Genomic DNA, 25,790 nt, shown 5'->3' with positions numbered 1-25,790 from the left:
GAGGCACGAGTGCCGTTCGCCCCGGTGACCTGCGGACCCGTACGTATCGACGGTCGTGGCGCCGTTCTCGGGCGGTAGGGCGGCGCTGGGAGGTGCACGCCGATGGCGGCACGGTCTGGTCGGTTCGTCGGGGCGCTAGGGCATCCGGGGCTGGGCGGGGAGCGGTCCGGGGCGGTGTCGGTGCGTGACCTGGCCGGGGGGAGTCGGCCGAGCAAGGCTGGAGGGGGAGCGGCCCGGGGTGAGCATCGCCGTGAGCAGCGCCGCGGCCGGCCACAGCACGACGCCGACAGCGGTGAGGGCAAGTCCCGAGAGGCCGGCGTGGTGGCCGGTGAGCAGGACGACGGCGGTGTGGAGGATGCCGGCGGTCGTGGCGAGATCGGCGTGCCAGGCACTCCGGTGAAGGCTGTGCTCGACCAGGCGGCGCACGCCGCTGGCGAAGGTGAGCAGCGCGGGGCCACCGAGGACTGCGATGGCCAGGGCGTTCGCCCACAGGTCGGGGGCGTTGACCAGGACGGCGAGCGCCATGCCGCCGGTCAGGAGCAGGGTGGTTAGCAGGCAGGCCGTGGTGATCCTCAGCTGCTCGGGGTGCGGCGACTGGGGCGGGTCGAGAAGGTAGAGGGCGGCGAGGAGCAGCCCAGCGAGAGTGCCGAGGGCAGCCGTCCAGGCGGTCGGCAGTGTGGTGGTGAGTGAGAGTTCGCCGGCGATGGCGGCGGCGGTGACGGCGCCCGCGACCACGGCGGGGAGCCGGGTGCCGGGTTCGCGGCCTTCGGCGGCCCGGTCGATGGTGGTGGCGACCCGCGTGGGCGGCTGCGGGTTCGGGACTGCGGTGGGTGCGTCGGCGAAGGCGGCCAGTGCGGTGTGCAGCTGGGTGAGGCGTGCGCGGGTGTCGGCTGCGGTCGGCCGGCGGTCGGGGTTCTTGTCGAGGAGCTCCAGGACCAGCTGTTCGAGCTCGCGGGGGACGCCGGGGCGCAGGGCGGACAGCGGGGCCGGCGCGTCGTTCAGGTGCTGGTTGAGGACCTGCCATCCCGTGCCGGTGAAGGGGACGCTGCCGGCGAGAAGTTCGTGGAGGAGGCAGCCGAGCGAGTAGAGGTCACTGGGCGCGGCCAGGGTGGTGTCTCCGCGGGCCTGCTCGGGCGACATGTAGGCGGGGGTTCCGATGGCGACGCCGGTCACGGTCAGGGTGTGATGGGTGGCTTCGGCCAGGCGCGCGATGCCGAAGTCGCACAGGTACGCGGTGTCCGACCGGTCGATGAGGATGTTGGACGGCTTGAGGTCGCGGTGGACGATGCCGGACTGATGGGCGGCCTCCAGGGCCTGGCTGATCTGGATCGCCCAGGTCAGGGCATCAGTCAGGGAGAGTGGACTGCCGGTCAGTGTGTTCAGCGGGCGGCCGTCGACAAGGTCCATGGCCAGAAAGAAGATGCGGCGGCCGTCGAGGTCGGCGGCGCCGTGGTCGTGGACGGCGACGACGTGCGGGTGGGACAGGCGCGCGGCCACGTGTGCCTCCCGGCGAAAGGCCGCCTCACGTACTGGGTCCCCCTCCCCCACCGGGATGATCTTGAGGGCGACGTCGTGAAGGTGGTGGAGGTCCTCGGCTCGCCAGACCGTGCCCATGCCTCCGCTGCCGATGGCCTCCTTCAGCCTGTACCGGCCGGCGACCGTCGTGCCGCGCATCATTCCTCCAGCCCTGCATGCTCCTGCGCTGGGCCGGCCGGCCCAGCGCACCGCCGGTCGCGGGGCGCGCCCGGCGGTGCGGCGGAGCATACGCACACGACTTGCCGGAGGGCGGCGAGGCGTGTGTGAGGGTGCCGGCTGTCAGTCCTTGAGCTCGTACTTGCAGGGCTCGGCCGACTTGCCGCCCTGGTTGTCAGCGACCTGCTTGCCGTCGACCTTGATCGTGCACGGGGCGGGCTTGAGCATTCTGTCCGGGCCCTCGACCGAGGCGGGTACCACCGACACCGTGACGCCGACCTTCAGCTCGGCCCCCTCCAGTTGGATGGCCTCCGTCTTCGTCCAGGGCAACGTCACCTGCTCGAAGTGGTTGGTGTTCCCGATCCACATGACCTTGCCCGTGCCCGTGCCCCCCACCTCGAAGACCACCTGATGGGCAACGCCCTTCTTCCCCGACGACGAGCCCTTCGCGCCGCCGCTCGCCGAGACGCTCGGCGAGGCCTCGCCCGCCTTGGCCGGGCCGGTGTCCTTCTTCTCGCTGCCGCACCCGGTCAGCAGCACGGCCGCTGCGAGCAGGGTGGTGGTGAGCGTTGTTGTCTTGCGCATGTGCGTACTTCCCCGTTGCGAACTGATCATTTCGGTGCCGTAGGAGACCGTAGATCATCGCGCCGCGCGGAAGGACACGGCCCGAGAGGCAGCGGGCAATGCCCATACCGGCCTGTTCCGGTCAGGGCCAGGGACAGCCGCTAGTGCTCCACGTGGTGTTCGCATACGACGAAGGGCCCGGCTGCATGCCGGGCCCTTCGGTCAGTAGCGGGGACAGGATTTGAACCTGCGACCTCTGGGTTATGAGCCCAGCGAGCTACCGAGCTGCTCCACCCCGCGTCGGTAAGGCCACTCTACACAGTGATCTTCGCGGGCGGGGCGGTGCCGTACGGCCGTCAGCTCCGGACGATGTTCTCGGCCTGGGGGCCCTTCTGCCCCTGGGTCACGTCGAACGTGACCGCGTCGCCCTCCGCCAGCTCGCGGTAGCCGCTGCCGGCGATGTTGGAGTAATGGGCGAAGACGTCCGGGCCGCCGCCCTCCTGGGCGATGAAACCGAAGCCCTTCTCCGAGTTGAACCACTTCACGGTGCCGCTGGCCATACTGCGTGTCCTTCGATCTTGCCGAGGAACCCCGGCTGGTCTGGAGTCGGAGCCCTCCGTAGACGGAGGGCACCCGGCGTCCGTTCTACCCCGTCGGCGCCACAACTATCCGGGCTCCGCGCAGTGATCGCGTGACGCAGTGCGTCCGTGAGTCAGTGCGCGGTCCTGGAGTGCCCACGGCGCGGGGGGCTACTTGCCCTTCGCGGCTTCCTTGAGCTTGGAGCCTGCCGAGACCTTCACGCTGTATCCGGCTGCGATCTCGAGCGGCTCGCCCGTCTGGGGATTGCGGGCCGTACGGGCAGCGCGGTGGGTGCGCTCGAAAGTCAGGAAGCCGGGGATGGTGACCTTCTCATCGCCCTTGGCGACGACGTCGCCGACGGTCTCTGCGAGGGCGGCCAGAACAGCGTCGGCGTCCTTGCGGGTCACCTCGGCGCGCTCGGCGAGGGCTGCGATCAGCTCACTGCGGTTCATGCGGTACTCCGTGACGTTCGGGTTGTCGCGACCGCTGCGCGGACGCGACGCTTCGTTCGCCATCCTTGCACCGAGGTCTGACAACGCTGTGCCCGGCACCAGCAGCGGAACGCTGCGGCGAAGCTGGCGGCCGGTAGGCGGTCGCGCCGCAGGAGCAGCCGTTGGAGTTCGCCCAGCACGCCGGACCCGGCAGGCCCCCACACCACGGACACAGCTCGCGCTCGACCAACCCGCCGCCGGCGCGCTCGTCCAGGTCCCCGTGGACCGCCCCTCCCTCACCCGACCGACTCCCCGGCCGCAGCCGCACGTCGGAGCGGACGTGCGGCTGCGTTCGGGCACCCGAGTTACCTGCGAGGGCGGCGCTGGTTCTCCTTCGTCGACAACAGCCCGAGAACCGCACGGTCCTGGTGGTAGCTGAACCACTGCTCGGCCAGGTCGCGGTCCTTGAACCGCCCGAGTCCAGGCTCGGTGGAGGGCGTCAGTTCGATCGCCTCCCACCCGCCGACACGGTCGGCGAACTCCCCGGCGATGTCGTTGAAAGAGGGCCCGCCGAAGTAGCTCACGGCCGTGTCGGAACTCTCCAGCGTTGCTCCGGACAGGTCCGAGACGAGGGAGCCGGCCTGCTTGCGGGACTCGAAATACGTATTGATGGCCGACTTCACCTCGTCGCGCATCACGTTCAGGACCTGCTGACGGTAGGTCTTCGGCTTCAGACAGTCCTTGTACGAGAAGTCGATGCGGCTGCCGTCCACCCGGACCACCTCGAAGCAGGGGTACGGACCGCGCGGCGGAGGGGCGATCGCGAAGGCTTCGACACCAGGGCCGATCTTGTCCTCCGCCTCCCGGTGCATGTTCAGAAGGTCCAGCAGGAGAAGGTGGTCCTCCTGCTGATCCACGATGCTGCCCACCGAGTACCGGTACAGCACCTTCTGTACCGCCTCCTGCGCATCCCCCTTGGTCCGGTACTTGCGATGCCCGATCCAGAACTCGGCCATGAACCTGGCCCTTCCCTTCTTCGATGCGCCACCACCCGGCGACGCTACGCCGAAAGCATCCCCAAACTCCGCTGTAGTGCGGCCTTCGCGCACCCGTGATCAGCGTGGAGGGGATGGGAGAGCCTGCCCACCGATCACCGCACATTCACTCGTTCGGGTGATCGGGTAGGCGGCCCCGCACAGGTCGCAGGGTGCGAGTACGTCCCTGTCGTGCTGCGGGGGCCCTCTTACGCCGGCGAAGCCCGCCCTTCGGCGGGGGCGGCGGCGTTCAGCCGCTGACCGCGGCCTCAGGTGTCTGTGGGTGGCGGGTGAGGCCCGCGGCGGTGACGGCCTGAACGTGTTCGGGCGGCAGGCTGTCCCAACGTCGGCGGAGGTTCTTGAGCCACTGGCCGACCTTGAACTCCTCGCCGTCGACGGTGACGGTGTCGCGCTGATGGATGAGGACGTGACCTTCGCGGTCCCGGAAGGCGGCGACGGCCGCCAGGCCCTGGTTCAGCTGCCGCTGCTGGCGGGCGGCTCGGCCGGTGGGCTGCGCCGGCTCATCGTCGGGTTCGATCAGGGTGATGCCCAGCTCGCTCACGAGCCGGAGCTGCTCGGGATGGAGTGTGCTGTATTCGGTGCTCTGCGCCGCGACCCATTCACCGAGGGGCTCGTCGTCGTCGGTGATGAAGTCGGCGGGGAGGTCGTCGAGCGTGATGCTGGCTTCGGCGTAGGTGCGGGCGGTGTAGTAGAGGCGCTGCCAGGTGATCGGCCACGGCGGGTTCCAGTACGGGTCGATCTCGGCGAGTGCGGTGTCGGTGGGGTCGGGTTCGAGTCCGTTGTCCGCGCGGGTGCGGGCGGCGGCTCGGCGGTTGGTGAGCCAGCGGCCGAAGGCGTAGTCGCCGATCATCTCGTCGCTGGGAACGGCGAGATGGCCGCGGCGGGCGGCCCAGCTGCGGGCGTGGAGGAGTCCGCGTTCGGCGGCCTGGGTCTGGAGGTTCCAGATCATGCCGAGGTGTTCCAGGGACTTGATCTGGGAGGGCTTGAGGGTGCCGGCCGCGTACGCCTTGCGTGCCCGGTTGATCCAGCGGCCCAGCGCGAAGCCGCCCGCATCGTCGTAGAGCCGGGGGACATCGAGGTGCCCGTGGGCCTGCTGGTAGACGGTGGCGGCTTCCAGACCGCGCCGGAAGGACGCTTCGCGGGGGTGCAGGACGCGCAGCCGAAAGGCCTGGGCGATGGTGTCGGCGGGGAAGGGCCGGTCGAAGACGACGTCGACGGGCACGCTCGCGTCGTCCTGCTCGTCCTCCGGCTGCGGGTAGGAGGGCTGTTGGGGGACGGCGAGACGGTCGGCGATGCGGTCGTCGTGTGCACGCAGCGCCTGGAGGACCCGCCAGAGCGGGCGGTACAGGTTGGAGCCCATGAGGTCGTCGGCGTCCTCGCCGGGGGCGACGTAGACGGGGACGATCAAGGTGGCCTTCTTGCCCTGGCCAGGCTTTTGTCGAAGGGCGCGGCCGACGGCCTGGACCGTGTCGACGATCGATTCCTTGGGATCGGCGAAGACCACGGTGTCGATGCTGGGGATGTTGACGCCCTCGCCGAGAAGGCGAGCGTTCGCGATCACCGTGCGGAGGGCCGGCGCGAGGAATGCGCCCGGGCGGCCGTCGAAGCGGTCCAGGAGCTCGCGTCGGTAGGCGGGGTCCTGGTTGCCGTCGAGCCCGGCCGCCCACAGTTCTCCCGGGTCGGGGCAGCCGGTTCCGGTCTCGTCCAGCGCGTAGAGGAGGGCGGCCGTCTCGCGGAGGGTGTCGGCGAAGGCGTGGGCGTCGGCCACACGGTGGTGGAAGCTCACGACGCGGCGCAGATCGAGCTCGGCCATGGCGCGCAGGACGGCGATCTGGAGGGCGGCCTGGCGCAGTTCGGCTTCGGTGGCCTTGTCGGAGATCCCGAGCCGGGTGCGGATGGTCGCCTCGTTCACCTCCATGACGACGACCCGGTAGTCGGCCAGGAGGTCTTCGTCGATGGCCTCGGCGAGCGGGAGGCGAAAGCAGGTGTCGCCGTAGAGGGCCGGGTTGTCCATGGACGCGACGAGCGAGTCGTCCTCGTCGTCACCGGGCTCGCCGGCCGACCAGATCCTCGGGGTGGCGGTGAGGTAGAGCCGCTTGTGCGCGGGGATCAGTTCGTCGTCGTGGACGGCTGCCCAGCGTTTTCCCAGGTCACCACTGGTGCGGTGGGCTTCGTCGACTGCCACCAGCGACCAGGCGGGGAGAGCGAAGTGGGTGTGGGCGTACTGGACGCGGTGCAGGGAGTGGTAGGTGGCGAAGACCGTCAGGCCGGGGTTCTGGTGGACGGTGGCGGCCAGGGCGGCCGGGTCGGTGGTGAACGCGACGGGCTCGCCCGCGGTGTTGGGGCGCTTGGAGCACAGGGCGAGCACGGGCCCGGTCATGCCGGCGGTGCGCCAGTCGTCGATGGTCTGGGCGAGGAGCTCCAGAGTGGGCAGCAGCACCAGCCGGGTGCCCTGGGGGGCGACACGGGCGGCGGTGCGCGCGGCGACGTACGTCTTGCCGGTACCGCAGGCCATCACGACGGAGATCCGGGCGGTCAGGCGCAGCGCGGTGTGCGCGGCGTGGACGGCCTTGGACTGGTGCGGGCGCAGCCTGATCCTGGGCGGTGGGGCGGTGGTGGTCGCGGTCACGGGGTGGCCGGTCCTTTCAGCCGGGTGCGGGCGGCGGGTCAGATGCTGAACTTGATGTGGTCGATGCCGGTCAGTGCGACCGACTGAAGAGAGGTGGCCCGCGAGCCGCCGTCGGTGAAGTAGTCGTCCCGCAGCCCGTCGGCGACGATCTGGGCGAGGTCTTCCTCCGAGGCGCCGGCCTCTTTGGCTTCGAAGAGGGCTGCGGCGGTGGCGGCGTCCAGGCGGCGGGTGAGGCGGCGGTAGCGGGGGTCGTTGGTGGTGCCCTTGGGGGACTTGAACCCGAATTTCCCTCTTACGTCCACTTTGATGCCGCCGGTGGTGACGGCGGCCTGGAGCTTCTTCGCCTTGACGATCGGCTGCCAGAGCTGCTTGACCGTGGCCTCGATGAGGGCGGCGGTCTCGGGCTTCGCGGCCTTGATCTCGTCGTCGCGGTAGCGCTCGACGGTGCGCTGGGATTTGCCGATCTTCTCGGCGACCGCGCGGGCGGCCTCGGCGCGGCTGACGCCCTTCTCCTGCTTGAGCAGAAAGCGGATCCGCGCGCCGAGCGTTTTGGGGATCGGCTGGGAGTAGGCGGTCTCGGCGGCCTCTTCCAGGCGGTCTTCGATCAGTCCCACGGTCAGTCAGCTTCCCTACGGTTCAGGCCACGCGGACGAGCGAGGCGTCCTTGATTTCGTTGGCAATGTTCACTCCGTCGGCGAGCAGGTCCAGCGCCCAGCCGATGGTCTGGCTCCCCTGGTGCTTGACGGAGCCCGGGTTGACGCCGAGGCGGAAGCCGCCGCGGATCGGCTCGCCGTCGGGGCCGAGCAGGACCGGCAGCGGCGACAGGCCGTCGATCGCGTAGACGACGCAGTCGTTGTTGACGGCGAGCGGGTACCGCCCCGCGATGGTGAGGCTCTGCATCTTGCGGTGCATGTTGGTCCGCGCCTTCGAAAGGATCATGGCGCGGATGTCGGGCCGCCACGTCAGCCGCCTCAGGGCCGGCCACGGGTCGCCGAAGACGTGGTCGAGGCCGAGGTTGGGGCGCTGGCGCAGCTTGCCGATCCCGGACTTGGCGGTGGCCTTGATGGCGTTCGCCAGCGTCACCAGGAGCGGGTCGCCGTCCTTGTAGTGGGCCATCGCCGCGAGAAAGGCTTCGTCGTCGAGGTCCGTGGTGACGCCGAGGTCGGCCATCACGGTCAGGTAGGCGTCGCGGAGGGTGTCGTACCAGGGCTGGAGGTAGGGGCTGTGGGTCTCACGGACCCATGCCTCCATCGGGCGGACGTCGGCGCCGAGTTCGACGGCGTAGGCGACGGTGGGCGTGGCGTACCAGCCGGGTCCCTCGGGGCGCTCGCCGCTGGAGGTGAAGGGGCTGGGCAGGCGCGGGTCGGTCTCGATGTGGGAGAGGTCGAGGAACCAGGAGCCGGGCAGCTCGGGGTCGAAGGACGGGTTGCGGGGGTAGTGGATGGCCGGGCCGGTGCCGACGTGCAGACGCCGGCAGGCGGCGAGGAAGGCCACCTGCACGTCGAGGGCGGCGACGTGGGTGCGGGCCCGTTCGTCGTCGGTGATGAGTTCGGCGGGGCGGACCCAGATGCAGGCTTCCTCGTCGAGGGCCTCGCTGGCGGGCCGGGAGCCTTCCTCGGGGTAGTCAGCGACGACGACGGGGTGTTCGTCGGGGGCCTCGCACGGGGCGGGGTCGACGACGGTGTGAAGGGTGTGGGGCACCTTCGCCGAGACGTACTTGTTCTCCTTCTCGCTCCACTCTGCCTTGGTGGGCGGGCGCAGCGAGGTCATGAGCTGTTCGCCGGTGACCGCGAGGGTGCCGCGGGGGGTGATGACCAGGCGGGCGTAGGTGCCGAGCATCTTGGCGAGTTCACCGGCGGGCAGGTCGCCGGCCTTGCCCCAGGCGCGGGTCTCCAGCGCGCCCCAGGGCACGAGGGCGAGCTGGACGCAGTGGCGCTTTCCGTCGAGGCGCTTGAAGATCCTGGCCCAGGGGCCGAAGCCGGACTTGGTGAGTTCCCAGCCTGCCTTCGTGATGTTCTTGACGATCTTGTCGTCGGCCGGCAGGCGCAGGTCCTCCTGGTCCGCGAGGTTGGTGGGCAGGCCGAAGTGGGCCACGGCCCCTTCGGTGAGGATGATCAGCGGGTCCTGGTGGAACCCGTTGTCGTGGAGCTTGGCTGCCCCCAGGCGGATCTTCTTCTTGTCCAGCGCCCACGCGGCCAGAGCCTGGAGCGTCTTGGCCGGGCACGGCATGGTGCGGCCGTCGACAAGGTGGGCGGTCAGGGCGCCGTCGGTGATGTCGAGGACGGCCAGCGGACCGTCGGCGTGCTCGGGGGCCACCGCCTTCACGGCCGGCTTCTTCGCCGTCTTGCGGCGGGAGGCCGAACTGGTGGCGGCGCCCGGGCGGCGCGGCACGGCCGGCGGACGAACGGGAGACGCGGGAGCAGCAGCCGGGAGCGCGACTGCCGGTGCGGCGGCCGGTGGTGCGGCGTCCGCCGAGGGGGCGGGAGCCGGTGTGAGGGCAGCGGGCACGGGGGCGGCCGTCTCGGCTGCGGTCGGCAGGACGGGCTCGGCCGGGGCAGTGGGCTGCGTGCCGCAGCGGGGCACGCCCATGGCGGCCATGGCCTGGAGGTAGATGTGGCGGGGCTGGCCTGCGACGAGGCATGACGTCGGCTTGCCGCAGCGGACACAGGGGCGGGTGACGTCCTCGGGCAGGTAAGTCCCGGAGCCGGGCGCGTCGTACTCGGGGTACTCGGCCTGCGCCGCCGTGTTGTCGAGGGCGGGGCTCTGGTCGGTGTCCGGCCAGGCGAGTTCGGGCGGGTCCTCGATGTCGTAGTCGAACAGGGGGGGCTGCTCCTCTTCCGCGGCGGCCGCCGGCTGCGGCGGAGGCGCGGCATCGGGCACGGGCACCGGCACGGGCACCGGAGCGGTGGCGCCGCTCGTTGCTGCGGCGCGAGCGAGCTCGTCGGCGAAGTAGGCGAGGAGCCGGGCGTAGAGCTGCCCCTTCTCCCCACGCGGCGTGCGGGGTGGATCCGATTCCCAGGTCCACACCGTCTCGCGGCGCACGCTGGTCGCCTTGCCCATCTGCGTCACGGTCCAGCCGAACTCCTCGCGGAGCCTGACGCGTGCGGCCGGGTCCGGCAGCGGCGGCACCGGGCCGTCGACCGGGATCCGTGCGAGCACCGCCGTTACCGGGTCGGTTGCCGGGTCCACTTCCACCTCCACCCTCAAAAACAGAATCTAACGCGAATCTAACGTACCCGCACCGACCGCCGATTGCAAGTTCTGTTTGCATTTCAATGTGCATTATGGTTGTTGCTTGTTCTGGTTTCAAGATGTAAGTTGATTGCTCGTTGAGAGGGGCCGCCGCTGGATGGCGGGCGCGCCCCCAAACAGGGGCGGCACACACCGAGCCCACCCCCGTCCGAGCTGGGAGCCCCGTTCCTGTCGGGCATGACACCTGAGGAGTACGACAGCCATGGCCTTTCCCTCTCGGCACGTTCTGCCCCCTGAGCCCGGGGAGCCTGCCGCGCCCGGGTCGCGGATCACCGTGGAGGCCGGCGACATCCTGATGCGACGAGGTCTCAACGATCACGCCCGCTCGGCCCACGTGAACGTGATCGAGGCCGCCAAGGCGCTGGAGGACTTCCGCCTCGGTCGCAACGCCGCGCTGGAGCGCGCTGAGCTCCTCGCCCGCCGGGCCGTCACGACCTTCCAGGAGCGCACCGGCGAGCACGACGAGGCCGCTTGGCAGGCCGTCGTGGTGTACATGGTGGAGCTGTGGGCGAGCCGCTACACCGCGGGCCGCCCGGCCGCCTTCGACCCGGCCCCGGCCCCGCCGTCCCTGTTCACCCCGGGGCACCCGCTGCGGCTGGAGACGGTCAGCCGCGATGCCCACGACCACGTCCTCGGCGCCGGCCGGTCGCTGGAGCGGGCGGCGCGCGGCGTGGACACGATCGACATCGCCCGCGCACAGCACGGCATGCACGAAGCCGCCCGGCTGCTTCATGACCAGCTCGACGGTCTGTCCATGCCGCTGTGGGTGCTCATCAGCCGGTTGTGCGCCGAGATCCACGCGGAGAACCTCCGCATTCTGAAGACGCCCGCCCCGGGCACCTCGGCCTGAACCTCTTCTCGTCGTCGCCGGGCGCATGCCCGCTGCCCGGCATCACCCCTTCGCCACCAGCCAGGAGTTCACCATGAGCATCACCACGCCCGTCTTGTCCGCCGTCGGCCCCGTCCGGGCCGGGCAGCTGTGGCAGGACATGGCCCCCGACATGGTCGATCGCGAGCGGATGCTGCGCGTGGTCGCCGTGGGCGCGACACACGCCGACTGCGTGGTCGAGCGCGACAACAGGCCGGGCGCGGCCGGCCGCAAGGCGCGTCCGCTGGCACTGAGGCGCTTCGCGACGAGCGCCTTCACCCTGATCGAGGACGTCGTCGACGACGCCGACCAGCTCGTCTACGCCCGTTTCCTGGCGGCGATCACGGGCGTGCAGGGCGGCAGTCCGTCGCCCGTGGAGTACGCGATCGCGGCGCTGCGCGTACACAAGGAGCTCACCGCCGAGGCAGCGAAGGGCCAGGACTGACCCGGCCCTCGGCACCCGCCTGTCCAGCCGCGCGGCGGCCGCCCGAGGGTGGCCGCCGGTCCCGCACCCCGCTAACCCACGGCCTGGTGGCCGATTCGTGTGATCGCTGATGGAAGGAAGCAGAGAAGAGATGGCGTTGTCGGCGAAGACCGGGGCCGCCCAGGCCCCGGACACCGCGTCCGGAGACGAGGTGTTGCAGTCCGGTGAGATCGTGGCCGTGGAAGGCTGGCCGGGCGAATGGGAGCTGATGGAGCCCGGGCCCGGTCCTGGTGTGTGGACCGTGGAGTCCGCGCGGCTCGAAAACCGGGTGAGCGCGCAGGCCGCGGTGAGCGCGCTGCAGCGCCTGGTTGACGCTCCCCACGTGCGGCGGGGCGACCTGGTGATGCAGTCCTACCCCGAGCAGGAGCGTGCCGCAGTGGTCGGCGCCGTGTTCCGGCTGGGCCAGTGGGTGGCGGTGAAGTCGTACACGCTGCCCGACGGCAGGGTCTGGCGCACGATGGACGCGGTCGACCGGCTGGAGGTGGTCACGCCGGAGCAGCTGACCGCGGCCGTCCGGCTGGTGGTCGCCCACGGCACGCACCGGGGCCGGATCGTGCAGGCGGTCGTGTCCTCGCGCGCCGGGCAGTTCCGCGTGGTGTGCCGGTGTGCGCCGGGGGCCGGCGAGATCTGCCGCGACGGCCGCAAGGTCACCTGGTGCCCCAGCCTGAACAGCGCCCGGGACCTGTGGGACTGGCACGTGTACGGCACTGCCCCTACTGAGAGCGCCTCGTAGTTGTCCGAATCCCGGTGACCGCCACAAAGATGGAGCCACCCTTTGGTGGGACACAGGACTCCTCGGCCTCACCGGGGCGAGAATGGCGGCCATGTCACTCTCCATGGCCCGCTGTGTGGAAGCGGTTGCCCGCCTGCTGGATGCCTGCGGGCCGCTGGAGCCGGTCCGGCTGTGCATGAGCGAGGCGGACGTGCAGGCGGAAGTGTGCGCGAGCGGGCCGGCCGCCTCGGCAAGCATGGCGCGGCTGGCAGCAGCGTGCGGCGAGGCGGCCGGCCTCCCGGCCCACCGTGACGGTGTGCTGACGGTGGACCTGGAGGAGGAGCTGCTCCTGGTGGCCGCCGTGGATGCACCGGTGCGCGGCGCCGTCCCAGGGGGACGGCTGACGTCGGCGGAGGCAGCGGCCGAACTGCTGCGGACACTGGTCCCGTGGACGGCCGCACTGGACCAGGAGCGGTTGCCGGGGGCGCAGTTGTGGGTGGAGGACGACGGCCGGGGTTTCACGGTCCGGCTGCTGGCGACAGCCGCGAGCAGTGACGACATGGAGGGGGTCGCCGCTGCCGCCGGCGCAGGGCTGGAGCGGATCCGGACCCGGCGCACCGACAGCGGACTGGACGGCCAGGGATGTCTCCCGTGCGGGCGGACCGTCCACCTCGGGGTCGTCCCCCTCTCCTGACCACCGGCGGCGGCTGATGTCCCCGTCCGGTGCGCGGTGCGCAGCGGACGGCGTCGGCTGAGGATCCGCTCCACCGGCTGGTCCGCGCTCTCCCGCGCGGGATGATCATTCCGGGGCTCCGGCCCATCGCCCGCGTGAGGCGTGAGGAGCGGCGGTCCGGCGTGGGCGGCGGCCTGCTTCCCCCGAGGGTGGGAGAGCTGCACGAACTTCCGGTGTTGCGTATTAGCGTTTCAATATGTAAGATTGTTCGTGTTGAGGGCGCTGCTTCCCTCCAACGCACACCGCTTGGAGCTGCACTGCCGCTCCCCCATGCCCCCTTCCGGAGAACTCCCATGTCCGAAGCCGAAGTCGTCCGCACTGTCATAAACCGGCTCGTCGCCGAGGCCGACGAGACCCAGACGCAGCTCATCCACGAACTCGCCCGCCAGGCCGGCTACCTGTGGCGCTGCGGGAACCCGGCCTGCCCCGCCTACAACGACCGGGGCTGGCGCTACTGCCAGGGCTGCGGCTGGGGCCACAAGGGCAAGCCGGTCGGCGACGTTCACCCCTCCATGTACACCGAAGTCCGGTGGACCCGGCTGCGCCGAGCGCTCCTCAAGCACTACGCCCTCGACGCTCCGATGCCCGACGCCGTGGTCTTCGACTACTGGGGCGGGCCCGGCTGGCGCGGCGCCGAGGTCACCGAGATGTACGGCGGCATGACCGAAGAGATCACCGACGGCTTCCGCGACCGGGCCCGCTTCGAGGACATCGCCGCTGCGCTCGACTCCCTCACCAAGTGGTCGGAGCCGAGCTATGGCGAACACATCCGCGTCGTCCTGACCCCTTGAACCCCGCCGCCCGCCGGGGTCCGGCGAGCAACCGCTGGGCCCTGGGGCCGCAGAGAGCGAACCCGCCGTGTCCACTCTGCTGATCGGCTGCTGGTCCAAGGACCGCGTCACCCTCAGTATCACCGCTTCCCACCAGGTCGCCGACGGGGACCAGGCCGCCATCGACGCCCTCACCCGGCCCGCGTTCGCCCAAGGCGCGAACTGGGCGTGCGAGTTCGACGTCGACGCACATCGTCGCGCCGTGCAGCGCGCGTACGAGGAGTTCGCCCGCGACGACGGCGCCTGGGTCGACGACACCGTCGAGCACTACGAGCCCGACGCCTACTGACCGTCCCACCACCGGGCGGCCTTGCACCTCGGGCCGCCCGGCCCCTCCCTCTCCCGCGCTTCCGCATCCGAAGGGCTCCCGCATGCTCGACCACACCGAATTCGAATGGGTCCCCGCCGACGCCACACCGGTCCTGCTCTACCCCGGCTTCACCTCCGACGACGCGCTCGTCGAGCCCGGCGAGATCACCGCCGCCGTCTACAACGGCAGCGACGGCATCGCCCTCCACGGCGCCCGCGACGAGGTGCTCGCCCTCCTCCTCCGGCTCGCCGACGCCGTCCGCAACGCTCCGCCCGTCCCGACCACGGAGGCGTGCATCGCAGCCTCGACCGACCCCTCCACCTGGGTGCCGGGACCACTCACCGAATCGCTGGCCCCGAGCACCAGGGCCTGGCCCCTGTGCGATTCCGAGACCCCCCAGCCCATCGCGGCCGACCCCCGCCTGGCCACCTGTTCCAACTGCGTCGACGCCTTCAACGAGCACGGGCCGCTGACCCCCCTCCGCCTCGTCCACTTCCTCCCCGACCAGCCCTGACCCACCCACCGCGAAGGCCGCTTCCGTGACCAACTCCAAGCCTGCGCGCCGACCGAAGCCCCTCCCCGAGATCGGCGCCACCTACGCCGAGCGCAGCGAGCTGTGGCGCCACCACATCCTCGGCGCACGCCAGGTTCATGTCTGGACCGTCACCAGCCACATCGACGACCGCGTCGCCTTCAACGGCCACACCGAGCCGACGTTCTCCGCCTACTGGATCGGCAAGCACCTGATGCGCTGCGAACCCGACGGCTCCTCCACCGACCCCGCGTACGTGGAGCGCCAACGTGCCCGCCTCCAGGACATGGAGAGGCAGCACGCCGCCCTTCCCCCGCTCGACCAGGTCATCAGCGAACTGATCGCCGAGAAGCTCCGGCCCTCCTGACCACACCCCGTTCCGGTGCCGGGCCCGGCAGGGGCCCGGCACCCCGACCTGAGGCACCCATGAACACTCCGCATGACGCAGCCGGCTCTCTCTACGAAGCCCTCCTCGCCGAAGCCCAGCAGTGGGCGTGCGACGACGCCGAGGACCAGAAGGTGCTCGACGCGATCGACTACGCGCCCACCCCGCACGACAAGCTCGCGCTGCTGCAGAACTCCAACCTCGTCCCCTCCCACCTGTCCTCGGCCATCGCCGACGCCCTCCTCGCACTCGACCCCGCCACCTACTCCCCCACGCCGACACCCCCGGGAACCCCCATGCCAGACCCCGAACTCCACCGCGTCCGCGACGCCTCGATCACCGTGGTCGACGCCTCCCCCAAGGACAACACCCCCAGCGACGTCTACGAGATCCAGGTCTTCGGCGTCAGCATCCTCATCCGCCGGCGCGCCCAGTGGGGCCCCGACACCGACGTCCCCTACATCCACATCGACGACCAGCGCGACGAGGCTGGCCTGCTGCTCGTCAAGGTGAACAACAGCGGCGAACACGAGCACCGCCCCGGCGCCGAGGAGACCGCAGCATGACCCCCGACCGCGCCTACGCCACCGCCCGCCAGCTGATCGACCCCGACGCCGACTACACCGTCCACGTCCGCACCGACACCGGCTGGACCCAGCCCGCCGACCCCGACCACCGGGAACTGCCCGGCCTGGACGTCCTCCTTGCCGCCCGCCGACTCCTGCGTGCCCAGCCCCCGGGCCGCGTCAGCAGTACCCATCCCGACACTCTGGACATGCACTCCGGCGACGGCCGGTTCTGGCTGCGCTTCGTCGCCACCCCCGCCGAGGAAAACCCGGGTCAGGCCGAGCCGACCACCAACGGCCGGGCGCCGGACGGGCTGTGGCGGCTGCTCGGCCTCTCCGGATCCTCACTCGTGCCGGTCGCCCGCGGCGATCTCACGGACTCCGACCTGGTGACACTGGCCCGCGCCTGCCTCACCCTCAAACAGGCCCACCCGCTTCCCCAGCAGGGCGTGACGCCCGAAGTGGCGCTGCTGCTGGAGCGCCTCGCGACCAGCATGGACGCCCTCGACAACGGCCTTCCCGGCGCCCCGGACATCGACGAAGTCTTCTGCCGCACAGAGCTGCTCATCCTCGCCGAGGCGGCACTCTCCCTGTACCGGACCCACGCAGACCCCGACAACCTCCTCGGCCGCCCCGAGGTTCTCCTCCTGGCTCACCTCGCCTACGACGACACCCCGCCCTGACCTACCTCCCCGCACCATGAGAGCCCGGTCCGCGCTGAGCAGCGCGGACCGGGCTCTCTGCCTCTCGGATCACCGATTGAAGGTCCCGGCCTGAGGCACTGACGAGCTTCTCCTGCCGCCCAGCCGCTTCGAGTCGGTCGCGTACCTGCGCCGCCCCGCCGCCGGCCGCTCCCCCGCCACTTGCGGCACACAACTCGTGTGCCGTCGCATGCCGTCACGCCGCACCGGCCTCGGCGGCCTCTTCGCCGCGCGGACCCGTACGTGCCCCTGGGGCCGGGGCATGCCCCGGCAGGGCCGGTTCAGTCCCGGCGTGGGATCCAGCCCGGGGCGGGGTCGCCCGGCGCGGTGAGGACGTGGGCGAGGTTGTCGGCGGTGGTGTACGGGACGCGGGGGTCGGTGACGAACGCGGCGGGCTCCACAGCGCGGGTCACCATCAACGGCAGCACCTGCCAAGGCTGTTCGGAAGCGGCCCGGCAGGCCCCCGCGGCTTGTGCGGGGAAGGCGGCGATGGTGGCCGTCTTGGCCAGGAGCTTGTCGCGGTAGCGGGTCGTGAAGCGCTGGATGTGCTGGAGGACGGCGTGCGGTGCCACGGCGGGTACCGGGTTCTTCGCCTCGATCACCCACAGCCTCCCGCGGTCCGGGTCGGCGATGAGCAGGTCGACTTCGCCGGTCAGGCCGGGGATGCCGAGAGAGGCGGCGGTCTTCTCCAGCAGGCGGAAGCGGTGGGGCAGACCTGCCCGCTGGGCGATCTCCTTGAGGTCGCTCTCCAGGAGCTCGTCGAGCTGCTGACGGTGGCGGAGCAGGGCCTTCCCGACAGGATCGGGGACATCGGGACGGGGCAGTCGTCCTTCGTCGATGTAGCCGGCGTAGAGCTCCTGGGCGGCGTGGACGAGCCAGGGAAGGACGAGCAGCCGGTCCCCGGCGGTGATCAGGGGGTGGGTCATGGGGCGGGTGCGCCGCTCGACCTCGGTGTAGGGATGCGCTCCGACGGAGGCCGCGTTGCCCGGGTGCAGGGTCAGCCGCTCGGTGGCGGCGATCAGCTCCTCGTCGGGCAGGTTCGACCAGGCGGCGGCTTCGCGTAGGAGGTCTTCGGCCGTGACGGCGGTGGTGCCTTGCGGGCCGGTGGGCCAGTCGGCGGCGGTGGCCAGCACGGCGCCCAGGGCGGCCAGGCCGCAGTTCCAGTGCTGGCGCAGCAGCCGGTCGGCGTGGGCGAGGTGGCTGCGGGGTGGCAGGTCCGCCTGGGTGTACTCGGTCGCCGTGCGGATGCCTGGGCCGGCCAGGACGGTGGCGGCGTCGAGCGGTTCGGGATCGGCGGTCGCGGCCCGGGTGATGCGGTGCTGCTGGCGGGCGCTTTGGTAGGCGTGGGCGTCGTAGCCGAGGTGGGCGGCGAGTTCGGCGTCCGTGCGCTGGCTGTCGGCCGAGTCGGGGTCGGGGGTGTCGGTGAGGGTGAAGACGCCGGTGGGGTGGATCTGCAGGTGGAGGTCGTGCAGGCGGCGGGCGGCGGCGACCGCGGTGGTGCCGCAGTGTCGTACGAGCTCGGCCAGGGCGACGAGCTCGGCGACCGCGATCGTGTCGACGGGCTTTTCGCCGGCGGGCGGGGTGGCGATCGCCTGCTGGAGCAGGAGTTGCAGTGCGGAGGTCGCGTTGGCGCCGTCGCTCTGGCGCCGGCCTGCCTCCTCGATCCAGTTCTCCGCCCACGGCGCCGTCAGGTTCGCGGCGGCCTCGGCGTCGCCGCGCGTGCGGCTGGACCAGGCGGCGTTCAGGTGGCGGGCCAACTCGTCGACCAGGTCGGGCCGGTGCGCGCGGATCTCCTCGGCGAGCATCTCCTCCAGCGCGTGGAGCAGTTGCTCGGCGGGACCGCCCCGGGCGTAAGCCTGCGGGCCGCTCCATGTGCCGGCCGGGATCCGGGCTCGGCGGACGGCCGCGGCCGCGGTGCGCAGGGCGCGGGCGTGCAGGTGGGGCGAGCGCGGCAGGGTGTAGGCGGGGGCGGTGGCGGGCCAGGAGTTGGTGGCGCCGCTCAGGCGCAGGACCGGGTGGGCTGTGTCCCATTCCGCCAGGTAGGTCTCCCGGTCGGTGCCGGGGCCGGCGCCGCGGGCCTGGCGGATCTGGTCGAGCAGGTGGTGCAGCACCTGGCCGACGATGTGGTGTCCCTGGCGGCCGTCGCCGGTGAACGCGGCCAGCAGCGGAGGGTCGATGTCCAGGCCGATGCGGGCGCGGTCCGGATCTGCGCCGACGTGCAGCAGCAACCGCTCCCCCGCTTCCGGGTCGCCGTCGGGTTCGGCGTCCACGCCGGCGGTCGCCGGGGGCTGGTGGGGCTCGGCGGTTGCGGTCAGCTCGATGACGATGGGGGCGCCGTCGGGGAGCGTGGCGTGGTCGGCGACCGTCGGGCAGGTGACCAGGGTGGTGCGCAGGGCGTCCGCGAGTCCGGTCATCGTGCCTGGGTCGAGGAACGTGTCCGGGCCGGGGCGGACGGTGGCGAGGACCACGAGCGGTGGGAGCGTGGAGACATGCGCGATCATCTGGCCCGTTGAGGTCGGGTAGACGAGGTCGGCTTGCTCGCCCACAGCGTCCGGGTCGGGCTTGTCCAGGCGGGCGAAGCGCCAGTGGAGGGCTTCGGGCAGTTCAGCGGCGGCCAGCACCTCGTCGGTGGCCGCCCACGCCGCGGCCCGGTCCCAGGACACGTCGTGCACGGCCGGCGAGACGGCGGCGACCTCGTCGCGGTACGGGCCCGGCGGCAGCAGCGTCGCCTCGCGCCGCCACGCGGTCCACGCGTCCAGTACGTCGCGGTAGAAGACGCCGTGCACGCCGGGGTGTTCGGTGAGTTCCAGGACGAACAGGGCCAGTACGGCCAGGTCGCCCTCTGCGTCGGCGAGGATCTCGGCGAGTTCCTCGGTGTGCAGGTAGACGGTGTCCTCGATGAGCTCCGGGCCCAGGAACCGCGGTCCGCCGTAGACGACCAGGCGGCCCCGCCCCGTCGCCAACTCGCCCAGGACGGAACGCGCTTCCTCGATCCGGGCCGACAGGGCGCCCTCGGCCAGCGCGCTGACGATCGCGATGTCGTAGCGGTCGGCGGGTGCGGACAGCACGCACACCCGGCCGGGACGGGCCGGGACTTCTTCCATGCCCAGCAGCTGCGCGGTGCGGGAGACGACGAGGTCCTGCAACCGCTCCTCGGCGGCTTCCACCGCCGAGGCGGGAAGAGCGCCAAGCAGGCGGCCGGCGGACGGGGCGAGGGCATCGGTCGCGGCGCAGGCCGGCACCGCTACCCGCCGGCCGTGCGCGGTGACCGCGAGGACCGGCCCGAGCAGCGGCGCCTGCGGGTGGTAGCGCAGCGGAAGGCCCTCGATCGGTTCGGTCAGCCAGTCCAGCGCCCGCGCGGCGTCCGCCGGCCGCCCGCACGCGGCGGTGACCGCGTCCAGGTCCGCGCCGGCCAGCAGACGGGCGGCGCCGACCTCGTCCTCGGTGAGCGCGCACACGACCTGCGGGTCCTCGTCCGGCGCGCCAGCCGGCCACGCCGGGGACACCGCGGTGAGGGTGTGGTCGCTCAGGCGCAGCGCGAGCTCGAGAACGTCGCTCAGTCCGAACCCGACCGCTGCGCGCGCCGGTTCATCAACAGCCAGCGCGGTCAGCTGCAAGCTGCGCAGGACCAGGAGGGGGTGCGCGAGCTGCCCGGGATGGACCAGCAGCCGCTCCCCTGCCGACGTGGCGAACCGGACCCTGCCCCGTACATCACTGGGAACCCGGTCGGTCACCACACCGCGCCCGGGCGCCGCCCGCCCGGCGGCCTCGACCAGCCCCGGCAGGTCCGCGGCGGCCGCAGCAACACCGGTACACGCGGGAGTTCGCAGAGTGCGGGTCCACAGCAGCAGGAAGTGGTCGTGAACGCGGGAACAGCCCGGAGACGCCAGCGCGGCCTGGAGGAGCACCGTGAGCGAATCGGTGGAGAAGGGGGCCAGCGCCCGGTCGATGGTCTTCCACTGCACCCGCCGCTGCTGAGCGGCGGTGAGCGGGCTGCGTGCCATGGTGCGTTCCATCCGTACGTCCCCGGTGATGCGAGGGATCAGCCTGACAGCCAACACGGCACCTTCGCGCCGGTTTCGGCTTACTGATCAACAGGACGCGGTGGGTCGTGGACTTCTCGCCCGGTGGGGTGTGGCGGCTATCTACAATGCCGACGGAGGGATGTCGGCCTCCCGCTGTTACCCGCGTGTGCGGGGATGCGCCCGCCTCGGCAGCGGGCTTGACCACGCGCGCCCGACGCACACCCTAGTCCCCACGATGTCCAGTCCTTCCGCTGTCCCCGTCGGCAGCAGCACATTCCCTGTCTCTGAGCAGGCCCGCCGTACCCATCGCCGTCACCGCGCACGGTGAAGTGCAGGAGCTGCTGGCGTCCGCGCCCCCGCGGCAAGGTGCTGGGCTACAACTACCGGACGGAAGCCGGGTACGGGTGGGTCACGGCGTACGGCACCCACACCCCCTGGGCGGAGACCTCCCGTGACGATGCCGAGCAGCTCATCCCCTGGCCCTGGTCGCCGACCGCAAGGACGACCGCGACGGAGCGGAGCCGGCCCGAGCGCTCCAGGTGGACTTTGGCCCGCTGAACCTGGGAGCGGCTCGCGCCGCAGCACGCAAGCAGCACCGACGCACGTGCCTGTTCGAGGACACGTACGACGAAGACCGTGTACGTGTCGGCTGGACCTACACAGTGCCGGGCCGGTACTTCGACCGCGGGCAAATGACGTACGGCTGGATCGTCGAGAACGGGCGCACCGGACATCTGGTGAACAGCCGAGACGATGCCCGCGCCGAGCTCGCCGAGGCATGGGCGACAACTGAGTGGCCGCTTTGGCGTGAGGCCTGGAACCTCAGCTAGACGCGCAATGACTCGAGACCTCAAGCATCTCTGTTCCTGTAGGCAGGTGAATGAAGCCGGGCAGCGGTGCCGCAGGGAAGGAAGCCGGGTTCGATCCTGCTGGGAAATTCGTCAGCCACAGAGCTGTGCACTTGTTCACACACTTCCACGCACGCACACACACGTACGGCCTTACTGGCGCATTGACCTGCATCTTTACCGCCAGCACGCCCCAAACTCCCTCACCTCGAGAAGCAGGCACTGCAATCGGTCCGAGGAGGCGCAAGAAGATCACCATCTCCCGAAGAGCCGAGATTCACTAATTCACACACTTCCACGCACGCACACGTGCACGCGGACGTTACTGCGCCCAGCCTTCCCCTCCCTCTCGCCATCTTGCGCTCTCTCTTGTTTTCGACCTCACATCCTCGCTTCCATGTACGCGCGCTTCATCTCGCTCGACCCTCTTTGCTTACGTGCGCCATGTCGCTCTTGCCTCACCTCGCACGTCTTTACGCTGACCCATACGCACTACGGCCTTTACTTTCAGGCGTGCGTCACTTCCTACAACGACCCTTGCAACCGCTCATTCACCCATCCGTCCGGCCTTCTCTCCGGATGCTCCTTCCTTGTCTCTCTCCTCCATTTTGTTGTACGCACACTCGGACGCTCCCTCGGTCGGCTCCACTACAGCTCTACGGCTCATACACCCTCCCGGGCGTACCTTCTTTACTGCGCGCTTCCGATCTTGCGCACGTCCTTCGCTGCTTACGCTTTTGCGTTCGACCCCCACCGCCTACTTCGATCCGCACGCCCCTTCGAACTCCCTGCCGTTCGTGTTCACGTCGACTCGCGCGCGCTTGCGGCCGTACTGCGGCAAAGCGCCCCTCACAGTCAGAAGTGCTGGCGCACTCTCGCAGCCGCCTTCTCCTCTGCGGGCTTTCGGCTACTCCTCACTCCGGTATGGCGCACTAGCCGACGCGCGCCCAGACTCCGCCTGTCACGCGCCTCCACTGCGATGTGCTAGCGCACCCACCCTTAGGCGCTCGTCCCGTCATGTGCAGTCACACCCAGGCGGCAACCACCACGGGCAGACGCAACCCCTACATCCGCTACCGCAAGCCTCGCGCAGGACAACGCTGACGAACTCACTCGCTGCCGCGCCTGAACACGCACGAGCGGCGTCCCCTGCACAACCATGTGCGCCCCCGGTCGCCCTGGCGCGGTCGACCCCACGCACGCCGAGCCGCGCTTCCGGGCAGCCGTCCCATCGCACTGATGCCAGCTCACGCGAGCCCTAGCGCGCTCATGCTGTCCCGCGTTGATGCGGCCCGGCCTGCGGCCCGGCCTGCGGCCTCGCACCTCCACTTGACGCCCTAGGCCCGCACGCGGAGACGCGGCGCCGGCAGTCAAGGCAACCAAGGATGATTACATATCGCACATAACGCGCTATAACGCGTCACTGGGAAGGGAGTTCGGGACTGACAGATTCGATGCCTCAGTCGAACGAGCACCGTCGACACGCTGTCTGACCCGGTACTGCAAGGGATGCGACTCCCCGACTGTTAATCTTGCGACCGTCTTAGTGAATCTGACAGTCCCAAACCCCCAACAGACGTCGACAGTGCCTCAGGACAGCGAGCAACCAGGGCGAGGTAGGGGAGAGGGAGGAAGGCACCCATGAAGGTCATCATCCTCGCCAGCCAAAAGGGTGGAGTGGGTAAAACCACGACAACCGCGAATATCGGTGCAAGTCTCGCCAGCGGTGGAGCTCGCGTCGGCATGATCGACCTTGAACTCCAGGGCCAGCTCGGCGTTTCCCTTGGCGCGTTCGCCCGCAAGCCGCAGGACATCGGCAGCGCGCTGATCGACTACATCGACGCCCTCGACTCCGACGACCTCGGAGCGATGCCGCCACTGCACAGCCGCATGGTCGACCGAAGCGTGCTCCTCAAGGACTTCGAGAAGCCTGGGACCCTGAGCGTCATCGGGTCGGTCATGAACGTCACCGACCGTGCCCGAACCGAGGTAGCGAAGCGCGGCTGGGAGGCCATCTCCAGTCTTAGAGAGCTGCTCGTGACGGTGGAGGACGAGTTCGACTTCATCCTCGTCGACACCCCACCCTCCGCGGACGCTCTGTCCTCGGTAGCTCTTGCCGCCGGCGACTTCGTCATCGCCGTGTGCAACCCGCGCCTGGCAACCGCCGATGGAGCCCGCGTGGTACGGAACAACGTTGCGAAGGTCCCCGAGAGGACCGAGGGAAAGTGTCAGCCTGTCTTCCTCGGCACGGTGATCAACGAGGCACAGCCGCCTTCCAAGCGAACCGATGAGGCTGACGCTGTCGACACATACCTCCAGAAGCACGAGCTCGCGCCCTTCAGCAAGCAGATCCGAACGAGCCCGCAGATCTCTGCTTCGTATGGAATCAGCCGACCCATCGTGATTGATGAACCGAGCTATGCGGCAAGCGGCTGGTACGAGGACCTCACCGTCGAGATCCTCGCTCGTATGAAGGGCTCGACGACGTGAGCACCGTTCCTGACGACCAGGTGGAGGCACAGGAAGGCACAGGGAAGCGGCCGGCCGAGGCTGGAGCGAGCCCGAAGCGGAGGAGAGGGAAATCCCGATCTTTCGATTTCTCCGCCATCGAGCACGTAGGCAACGATGCCACCGAGGGTGGCTTCCTTGGCGACGACGCAGCCGAATCTGAACGCCGTGGCAGCTCCGAGCCGACCGCCTCGCTTCCGCCAGCACCCGAGCCGCCGGCCCCCGCAGATGAGGAACCTGCTCGCGAACTGCGGGCTGTCAAAATCGACGAACCTCCTGCGGGGGAGGAGGCGGCAGTAGAAGCCACCCGCACCGTGCCTCCAGATGACGCCTCCAACGCGGTGTCCCTTCCCAACCAAGCTGCTGGCGCAGAGGCGGAAGAACCGCCGGGGGCGCAGCTGGCCGAACAGGAGAAGGGAACCGACCGGCCCATCGTCGAGGCGCCCGCGTCGGCCGCTCCAGAGGCAATCTCTACAGAAGAGGGCACTCCCCCCAGTCGGCCGGCCACACGGCAACGCCGCAATGACGGGCCAGGGTTTTCCGCTGCCTCGGCGGAGCCGACTCTAAGGCCGAGGCGAAAGAAGGCAGGCAGCCCGGGGCCCGTTCAAGCTACCGTCCTTCAGTCGTTCATCAAGCACCGCACTGAACGAAACTGGGTGACTTGGTCTGGCCGTATCGAGGGCGAGACCAAGGCCCGGCTCCTGGACAAGGCTGACGACGACGCAGCAAGCTCGAAGCGCAACCTCATGCCCGGCCACTATCTCGATGCGGCTCTGCGAAAGATCAGCGAGCTGAGCCCTGAGGAGCTCGCGTCGCTCGCCAACGAGTGGCTGATCGAGAGGTGGTCAGGCGAGCACCCGCCGGGCGTGAGCATTCAAGCCGGTGTTTCCCCGGACATGTCCGAGTTCCTCAAAGGACTCAAGCGCACGATGCGTGGCCAACGGGGTGCCGGGAGCGGAGGAATCATCCTCGACGTCGTCTCCGCAGCCGTCGATCGCTTCCTTGACGAGGTGGACGAGGAAGGCCCATTCCCCTCAGTCCGGTAGGGATCAGCGCGTAGTTGAAGGGCCCGGCCGATGCGGCCGGGCCCTTCAACTACATGTTGATTCACATATTCACCCACTTTCACGCACACACCCCAACACGCACCCATACGCACGACGTTGCGCGCCTACCGCCGCAGGGGCCGCCCGACTCACCCAAGGGCGGAACTTCGCACCGTGACACTGTCACGCTCACCGGCATCCCTCTCTGCTCCTGTCACTACCGCGACCAGGACAGTTGATTGGGATGATTTGCCCTAAATTTCGGGCTTTTTGATGGACCATCAAGCCATGGGAAAGTACGACGATGCGACACCCGGTGGTTCTGTCATTACCAAAATGCTGGCGATCACGGGGTAGGATGCCGCTAACGGAAAGTGAGGATGGATTGATGAGGACTGCCCCGGGCGGATGGTCACTCAGAGCCCTGGCACAAGAGGCCCATGTTCTGCCCAAGGTGGCGCGAGACGCGGCTGACGAGGGCGTGATCGACGCCCACCACATCGTCGAGTCGGACATCGTTCTGGTCCGGCTCTACGGCGCGTTGAAGCGCCTCGTCTGGCCGGAAGAACGTCGGCCGGCAAACAAGGACCAGGGGCTACGGGTCTGGGAGTCAATAACGATCGAGACTGCGCGGGCTGCCCTGCCGGACGAAGTCCAGCCAGACACGGGCCTGTTCGTACACCAAACCGGATGTGAGCTGGCCACGGGCCCGGGGCCCTACTGCTCCGCCCTCTTCAAGCTCGCTTCGGAGCCCTTCTACTACGCGCCGCTGGGCCTCTGGTTCACGGAACTTCCATCGAAGCGGCCGACCAACGAGGTAGCTGGCTCTGCCCGCTAGCAGCGGCTTATGACTCGCACTCAGGGGACGCACGAACTTACCCCCTGACGCGAATGGCCCGGGTGCAGGACCCGGGCCAAATCTGTCGAGGAGGTTAGGCACTACTCAAATTCCAAACTCCACACCGTCACGTGATCGGCTCCTCTACCTCCCCAGGCAGCGCCGGTCCGCGATGGCCGTTGTTCTCCTACCTCCTCGACAG

Annotated in this window: 23 protein-coding genes and 1 tRNA gene; 14 read left to right on the top strand and 10 right to left on the bottom strand. The window is 70.0% G+C overall.

The features are described from left to right. Nucleotides 1–135: 135 nt before the first annotated feature. From OG906_RS42175 to tap, 9 genes are all read right to left on the bottom strand, one after another. Nucleotides 136–1,677 (bottom strand): serine/threonine-protein kinase, encoded by a 1,542-nt coding sequence (locus OG906_RS42175; RefSeq protein ID WP_329448981.1) that lies wholly within the window; start codon nt 1,675–1,677, stop codon nt 136–138. Nucleotides 1,678–1,815: 138 nt separating this feature from the next. Continuing rightward, nucleotides 1,816–2,277 carry a hypothetical protein gene (locus tag OG906_RS42170; protein WP_329448982.1) on the bottom strand — a complete coding sequence of 154 codons (462 nt, stop codon included), beginning with the start codon at nt 2,275–2,277 and terminating at the stop codon, nt 1,816–1,818. A gap of 205 nt (nt 2,278–2,482) precedes the next feature. Beyond that, nucleotides 2,483–2,556, bottom strand: a tRNA-Met gene (locus OG906_RS42165). A gap of 56 nt (nt 2,557–2,612) precedes the next feature. Continuing rightward, nucleotides 2,613–2,816, bottom strand: a complete 204-nt coding sequence (locus tag OG906_RS42160; protein ID WP_060880712.1) for a cold-shock protein — start codon at nt 2,814–2,816, stop codon at nt 2,613–2,615. Nucleotides 2,817–3,005: 189 nt separating this feature from the next. After that, nucleotides 3,006–3,287, bottom strand: a complete 282-nt coding sequence (locus OG906_RS42155; RefSeq protein WP_060880711.1) for an HU family DNA-binding protein — start codon at nt 3,285–3,287, stop codon at nt 3,006–3,008. 344 nt (nt 3,288–3,631) lie between these two features. Further along, on the bottom strand, nt 3,632–4,282 hold the full coding sequence (locus tag OG906_RS42150) for a DCL family protein (protein WP_200728074.1): 651 nt from the start codon (nt 4,280–4,282) through the stop codon (nt 3,632–3,634). Between the two features lie 268 nt (nt 4,283–4,550). Next, nucleotides 4,551–6,950 carry a DEAD/DEAH box helicase gene (locus OG906_RS42145; protein WP_200728073.1) on the bottom strand — a complete coding sequence of 800 codons (2,400 nt, stop codon included), beginning with the start codon at nt 6,948–6,950 and terminating at the stop codon, nt 4,551–4,553. Between the two features lie 38 nt (nt 6,951–6,988). After that, nucleotides 6,989–7,564 carry a telomere-protecting terminal protein Tpg gene (gene tpg, locus OG906_RS42140; RefSeq protein WP_212728853.1) on the bottom strand — a complete coding sequence of 192 codons (576 nt, stop codon included), beginning with the start codon at nt 7,562–7,564 and terminating at the stop codon, nt 6,989–6,991. A 22-nt stretch (nt 7,565–7,586) separates the two neighbouring features. Then, the gene (gene tap, locus OG906_RS42135; protein WP_329448983.1) at nt 7,587–10,139 is read right to left on the bottom strand and encodes a telomere-associated protein Tap; all 2,553 of its coding nucleotides are present in this window, start codon (nt 10,137–10,139) and stop codon (nt 7,587–7,589) included. A gap of 265 nt (nt 10,140–10,404) precedes the next feature. Between tap and OG906_RS42130 the strand changes: the two genes are divergently transcribed. The 10 genes from OG906_RS42130 (at nt 10,405) to OG906_RS42085 (ending at nt 16,305) form a co-directional block, all read left to right on the top strand. Continuing rightward, complete coding sequence (locus OG906_RS42130) at nt 10,405–11,052, top strand: hypothetical protein (RefSeq protein WP_329448984.1); 648 nt, start codon at nt 10,405–10,407, stop codon at nt 11,050–11,052. Between the two features lie 73 nt (nt 11,053–11,125). Next, nucleotides 11,126–11,515 carry a DUF6354 family protein gene (locus tag OG906_RS42125; protein WP_329448985.1) on the top strand — a complete coding sequence of 130 codons (390 nt, stop codon included), beginning with the start codon at nt 11,126–11,128 and terminating at the stop codon, nt 11,513–11,515. A gap of 130 nt (nt 11,516–11,645) precedes the next feature. Further along, nucleotides 11,646–12,287 (top strand): hypothetical protein, encoded by a 642-nt coding sequence (locus OG906_RS42120; protein ID WP_212728851.1) that lies wholly within the window; start codon nt 11,646–11,648, stop codon nt 12,285–12,287. 91 nt (nt 12,288–12,378) lie between these two features. Further along, on the top strand, nt 12,379–12,960 hold the full coding sequence (locus tag OG906_RS42115) for a hypothetical protein (protein WP_329448986.1): 582 nt from the start codon (nt 12,379–12,381) through the stop codon (nt 12,958–12,960). A 332-nt stretch (nt 12,961–13,292) separates the two neighbouring features. Then, nucleotides 13,293–13,790, top strand: coding sequence for a hypothetical protein (locus OG906_RS42110; RefSeq protein WP_200728069.1), 498 nt, complete (start codon nt 13,293–13,295; stop codon nt 13,788–13,790). Between the two features lie 67 nt (nt 13,791–13,857). Beyond that, nucleotides 13,858–14,118: a hypothetical protein gene (locus OG906_RS42105; RefSeq protein WP_329448987.1), complete on the top strand. Its 261-nt coding sequence runs from the start codon at nt 13,858–13,860 to the stop codon at nt 14,116–14,118. Nucleotides 14,119–14,200: 82 nt separating this feature from the next. Beyond that, a complete protein-coding gene (locus OG906_RS42100; RefSeq protein ID WP_329449234.1) occupies nt 14,201–14,653 on the top strand; it encodes a hypothetical protein in 453 nt (150 codons plus the stop codon). Nucleotides 14,654–14,678: 25 nt separating this feature from the next. Beyond that, nucleotides 14,679–15,038: a hypothetical protein gene (locus OG906_RS42095; RefSeq protein WP_329448989.1), complete on the top strand. Its 360-nt coding sequence runs from the start codon at nt 14,679–14,681 to the stop codon at nt 15,036–15,038. Nucleotides 15,039–15,097: 59 nt separating this feature from the next. Continuing rightward, a complete protein-coding gene (locus OG906_RS42090; protein ID WP_329448990.1) occupies nt 15,098–15,622 on the top strand; it encodes a hypothetical protein in 525 nt (174 codons plus the stop codon). Beyond that, nucleotides 15,619–16,305 carry a hypothetical protein gene (locus OG906_RS42085; RefSeq protein WP_329448991.1) on the top strand — a complete coding sequence of 229 codons (687 nt, stop codon included), beginning with the start codon at nt 15,619–15,621 and terminating at the stop codon, nt 16,303–16,305. Before OG906_RS42090 ends, OG906_RS42085 begins: the two co-directional genes overlap by 4 nt. A 299-nt stretch (nt 16,306–16,604) precedes the next feature. Here the strand turns inward: OG906_RS42085 and OG906_RS42080 are convergent, their stop codons facing one another. Then, entirely contained in the window at nt 16,605–20,381 is a 3,777-nt protein-coding gene (locus OG906_RS42080) for a hypothetical protein (protein WP_329448992.1), read from the bottom strand. Nucleotides 20,382–20,887: 506 nt separating this feature from the next. Here OG906_RS42080 and OG906_RS42075 point away from each other — a divergent pair. The 4 genes from OG906_RS42075 to OG906_RS42060 all read left to right on the top strand — a co-directional run bounded on the left by OG906_RS42075 (nt 20,888) and on the right by OG906_RS42060 (nt 25,588). Next, complete coding sequence (locus OG906_RS42075; RefSeq protein WP_329448993.1) at nt 20,888–21,178, top strand: hypothetical protein; 291 nt, start codon at nt 20,888–20,890, stop codon at nt 21,176–21,178. Nucleotides 21,179–22,837: 1,659 nt separating this feature from the next. Beyond that, the gene (locus OG906_RS42070; protein ID WP_329448994.1) at nt 22,838–23,686 is read left to right on the top strand and encodes a ParA family protein; all 849 of its coding nucleotides are present in this window, start codon (nt 22,838–22,840) and stop codon (nt 23,684–23,686) included. Then, entirely contained in the window at nt 23,683–24,750 is a 1,068-nt protein-coding gene (locus OG906_RS42065) for a hypothetical protein (RefSeq protein ID WP_329448995.1), read from the top strand. The genes OG906_RS42070 and OG906_RS42065 overlap by 4 nt, the downstream gene beginning before the upstream one ends. Nucleotides 24,751–25,138: 388 nt before the next feature. Then, on the top strand, nt 25,139–25,588 hold the full coding sequence (locus OG906_RS42060) for a hypothetical protein (RefSeq protein WP_060880027.1): 450 nt from the start codon (nt 25,139–25,141) through the stop codon (nt 25,586–25,588). Nucleotides 25,589–25,790 lie beyond the last annotated feature (202 nt).

The organism is Streptomyces sp. NBC_01426 (genome assembly GCF_036231985.1).
Lineage (GTDB): Bacteria > Actinomycetota > Actinomycetes > Streptomycetales > Streptomycetaceae > Streptomyces.
Note: the sequence above shows the minus strand (reverse complement) of the source record. Positions and strands in the feature narration are given on the sequence as shown.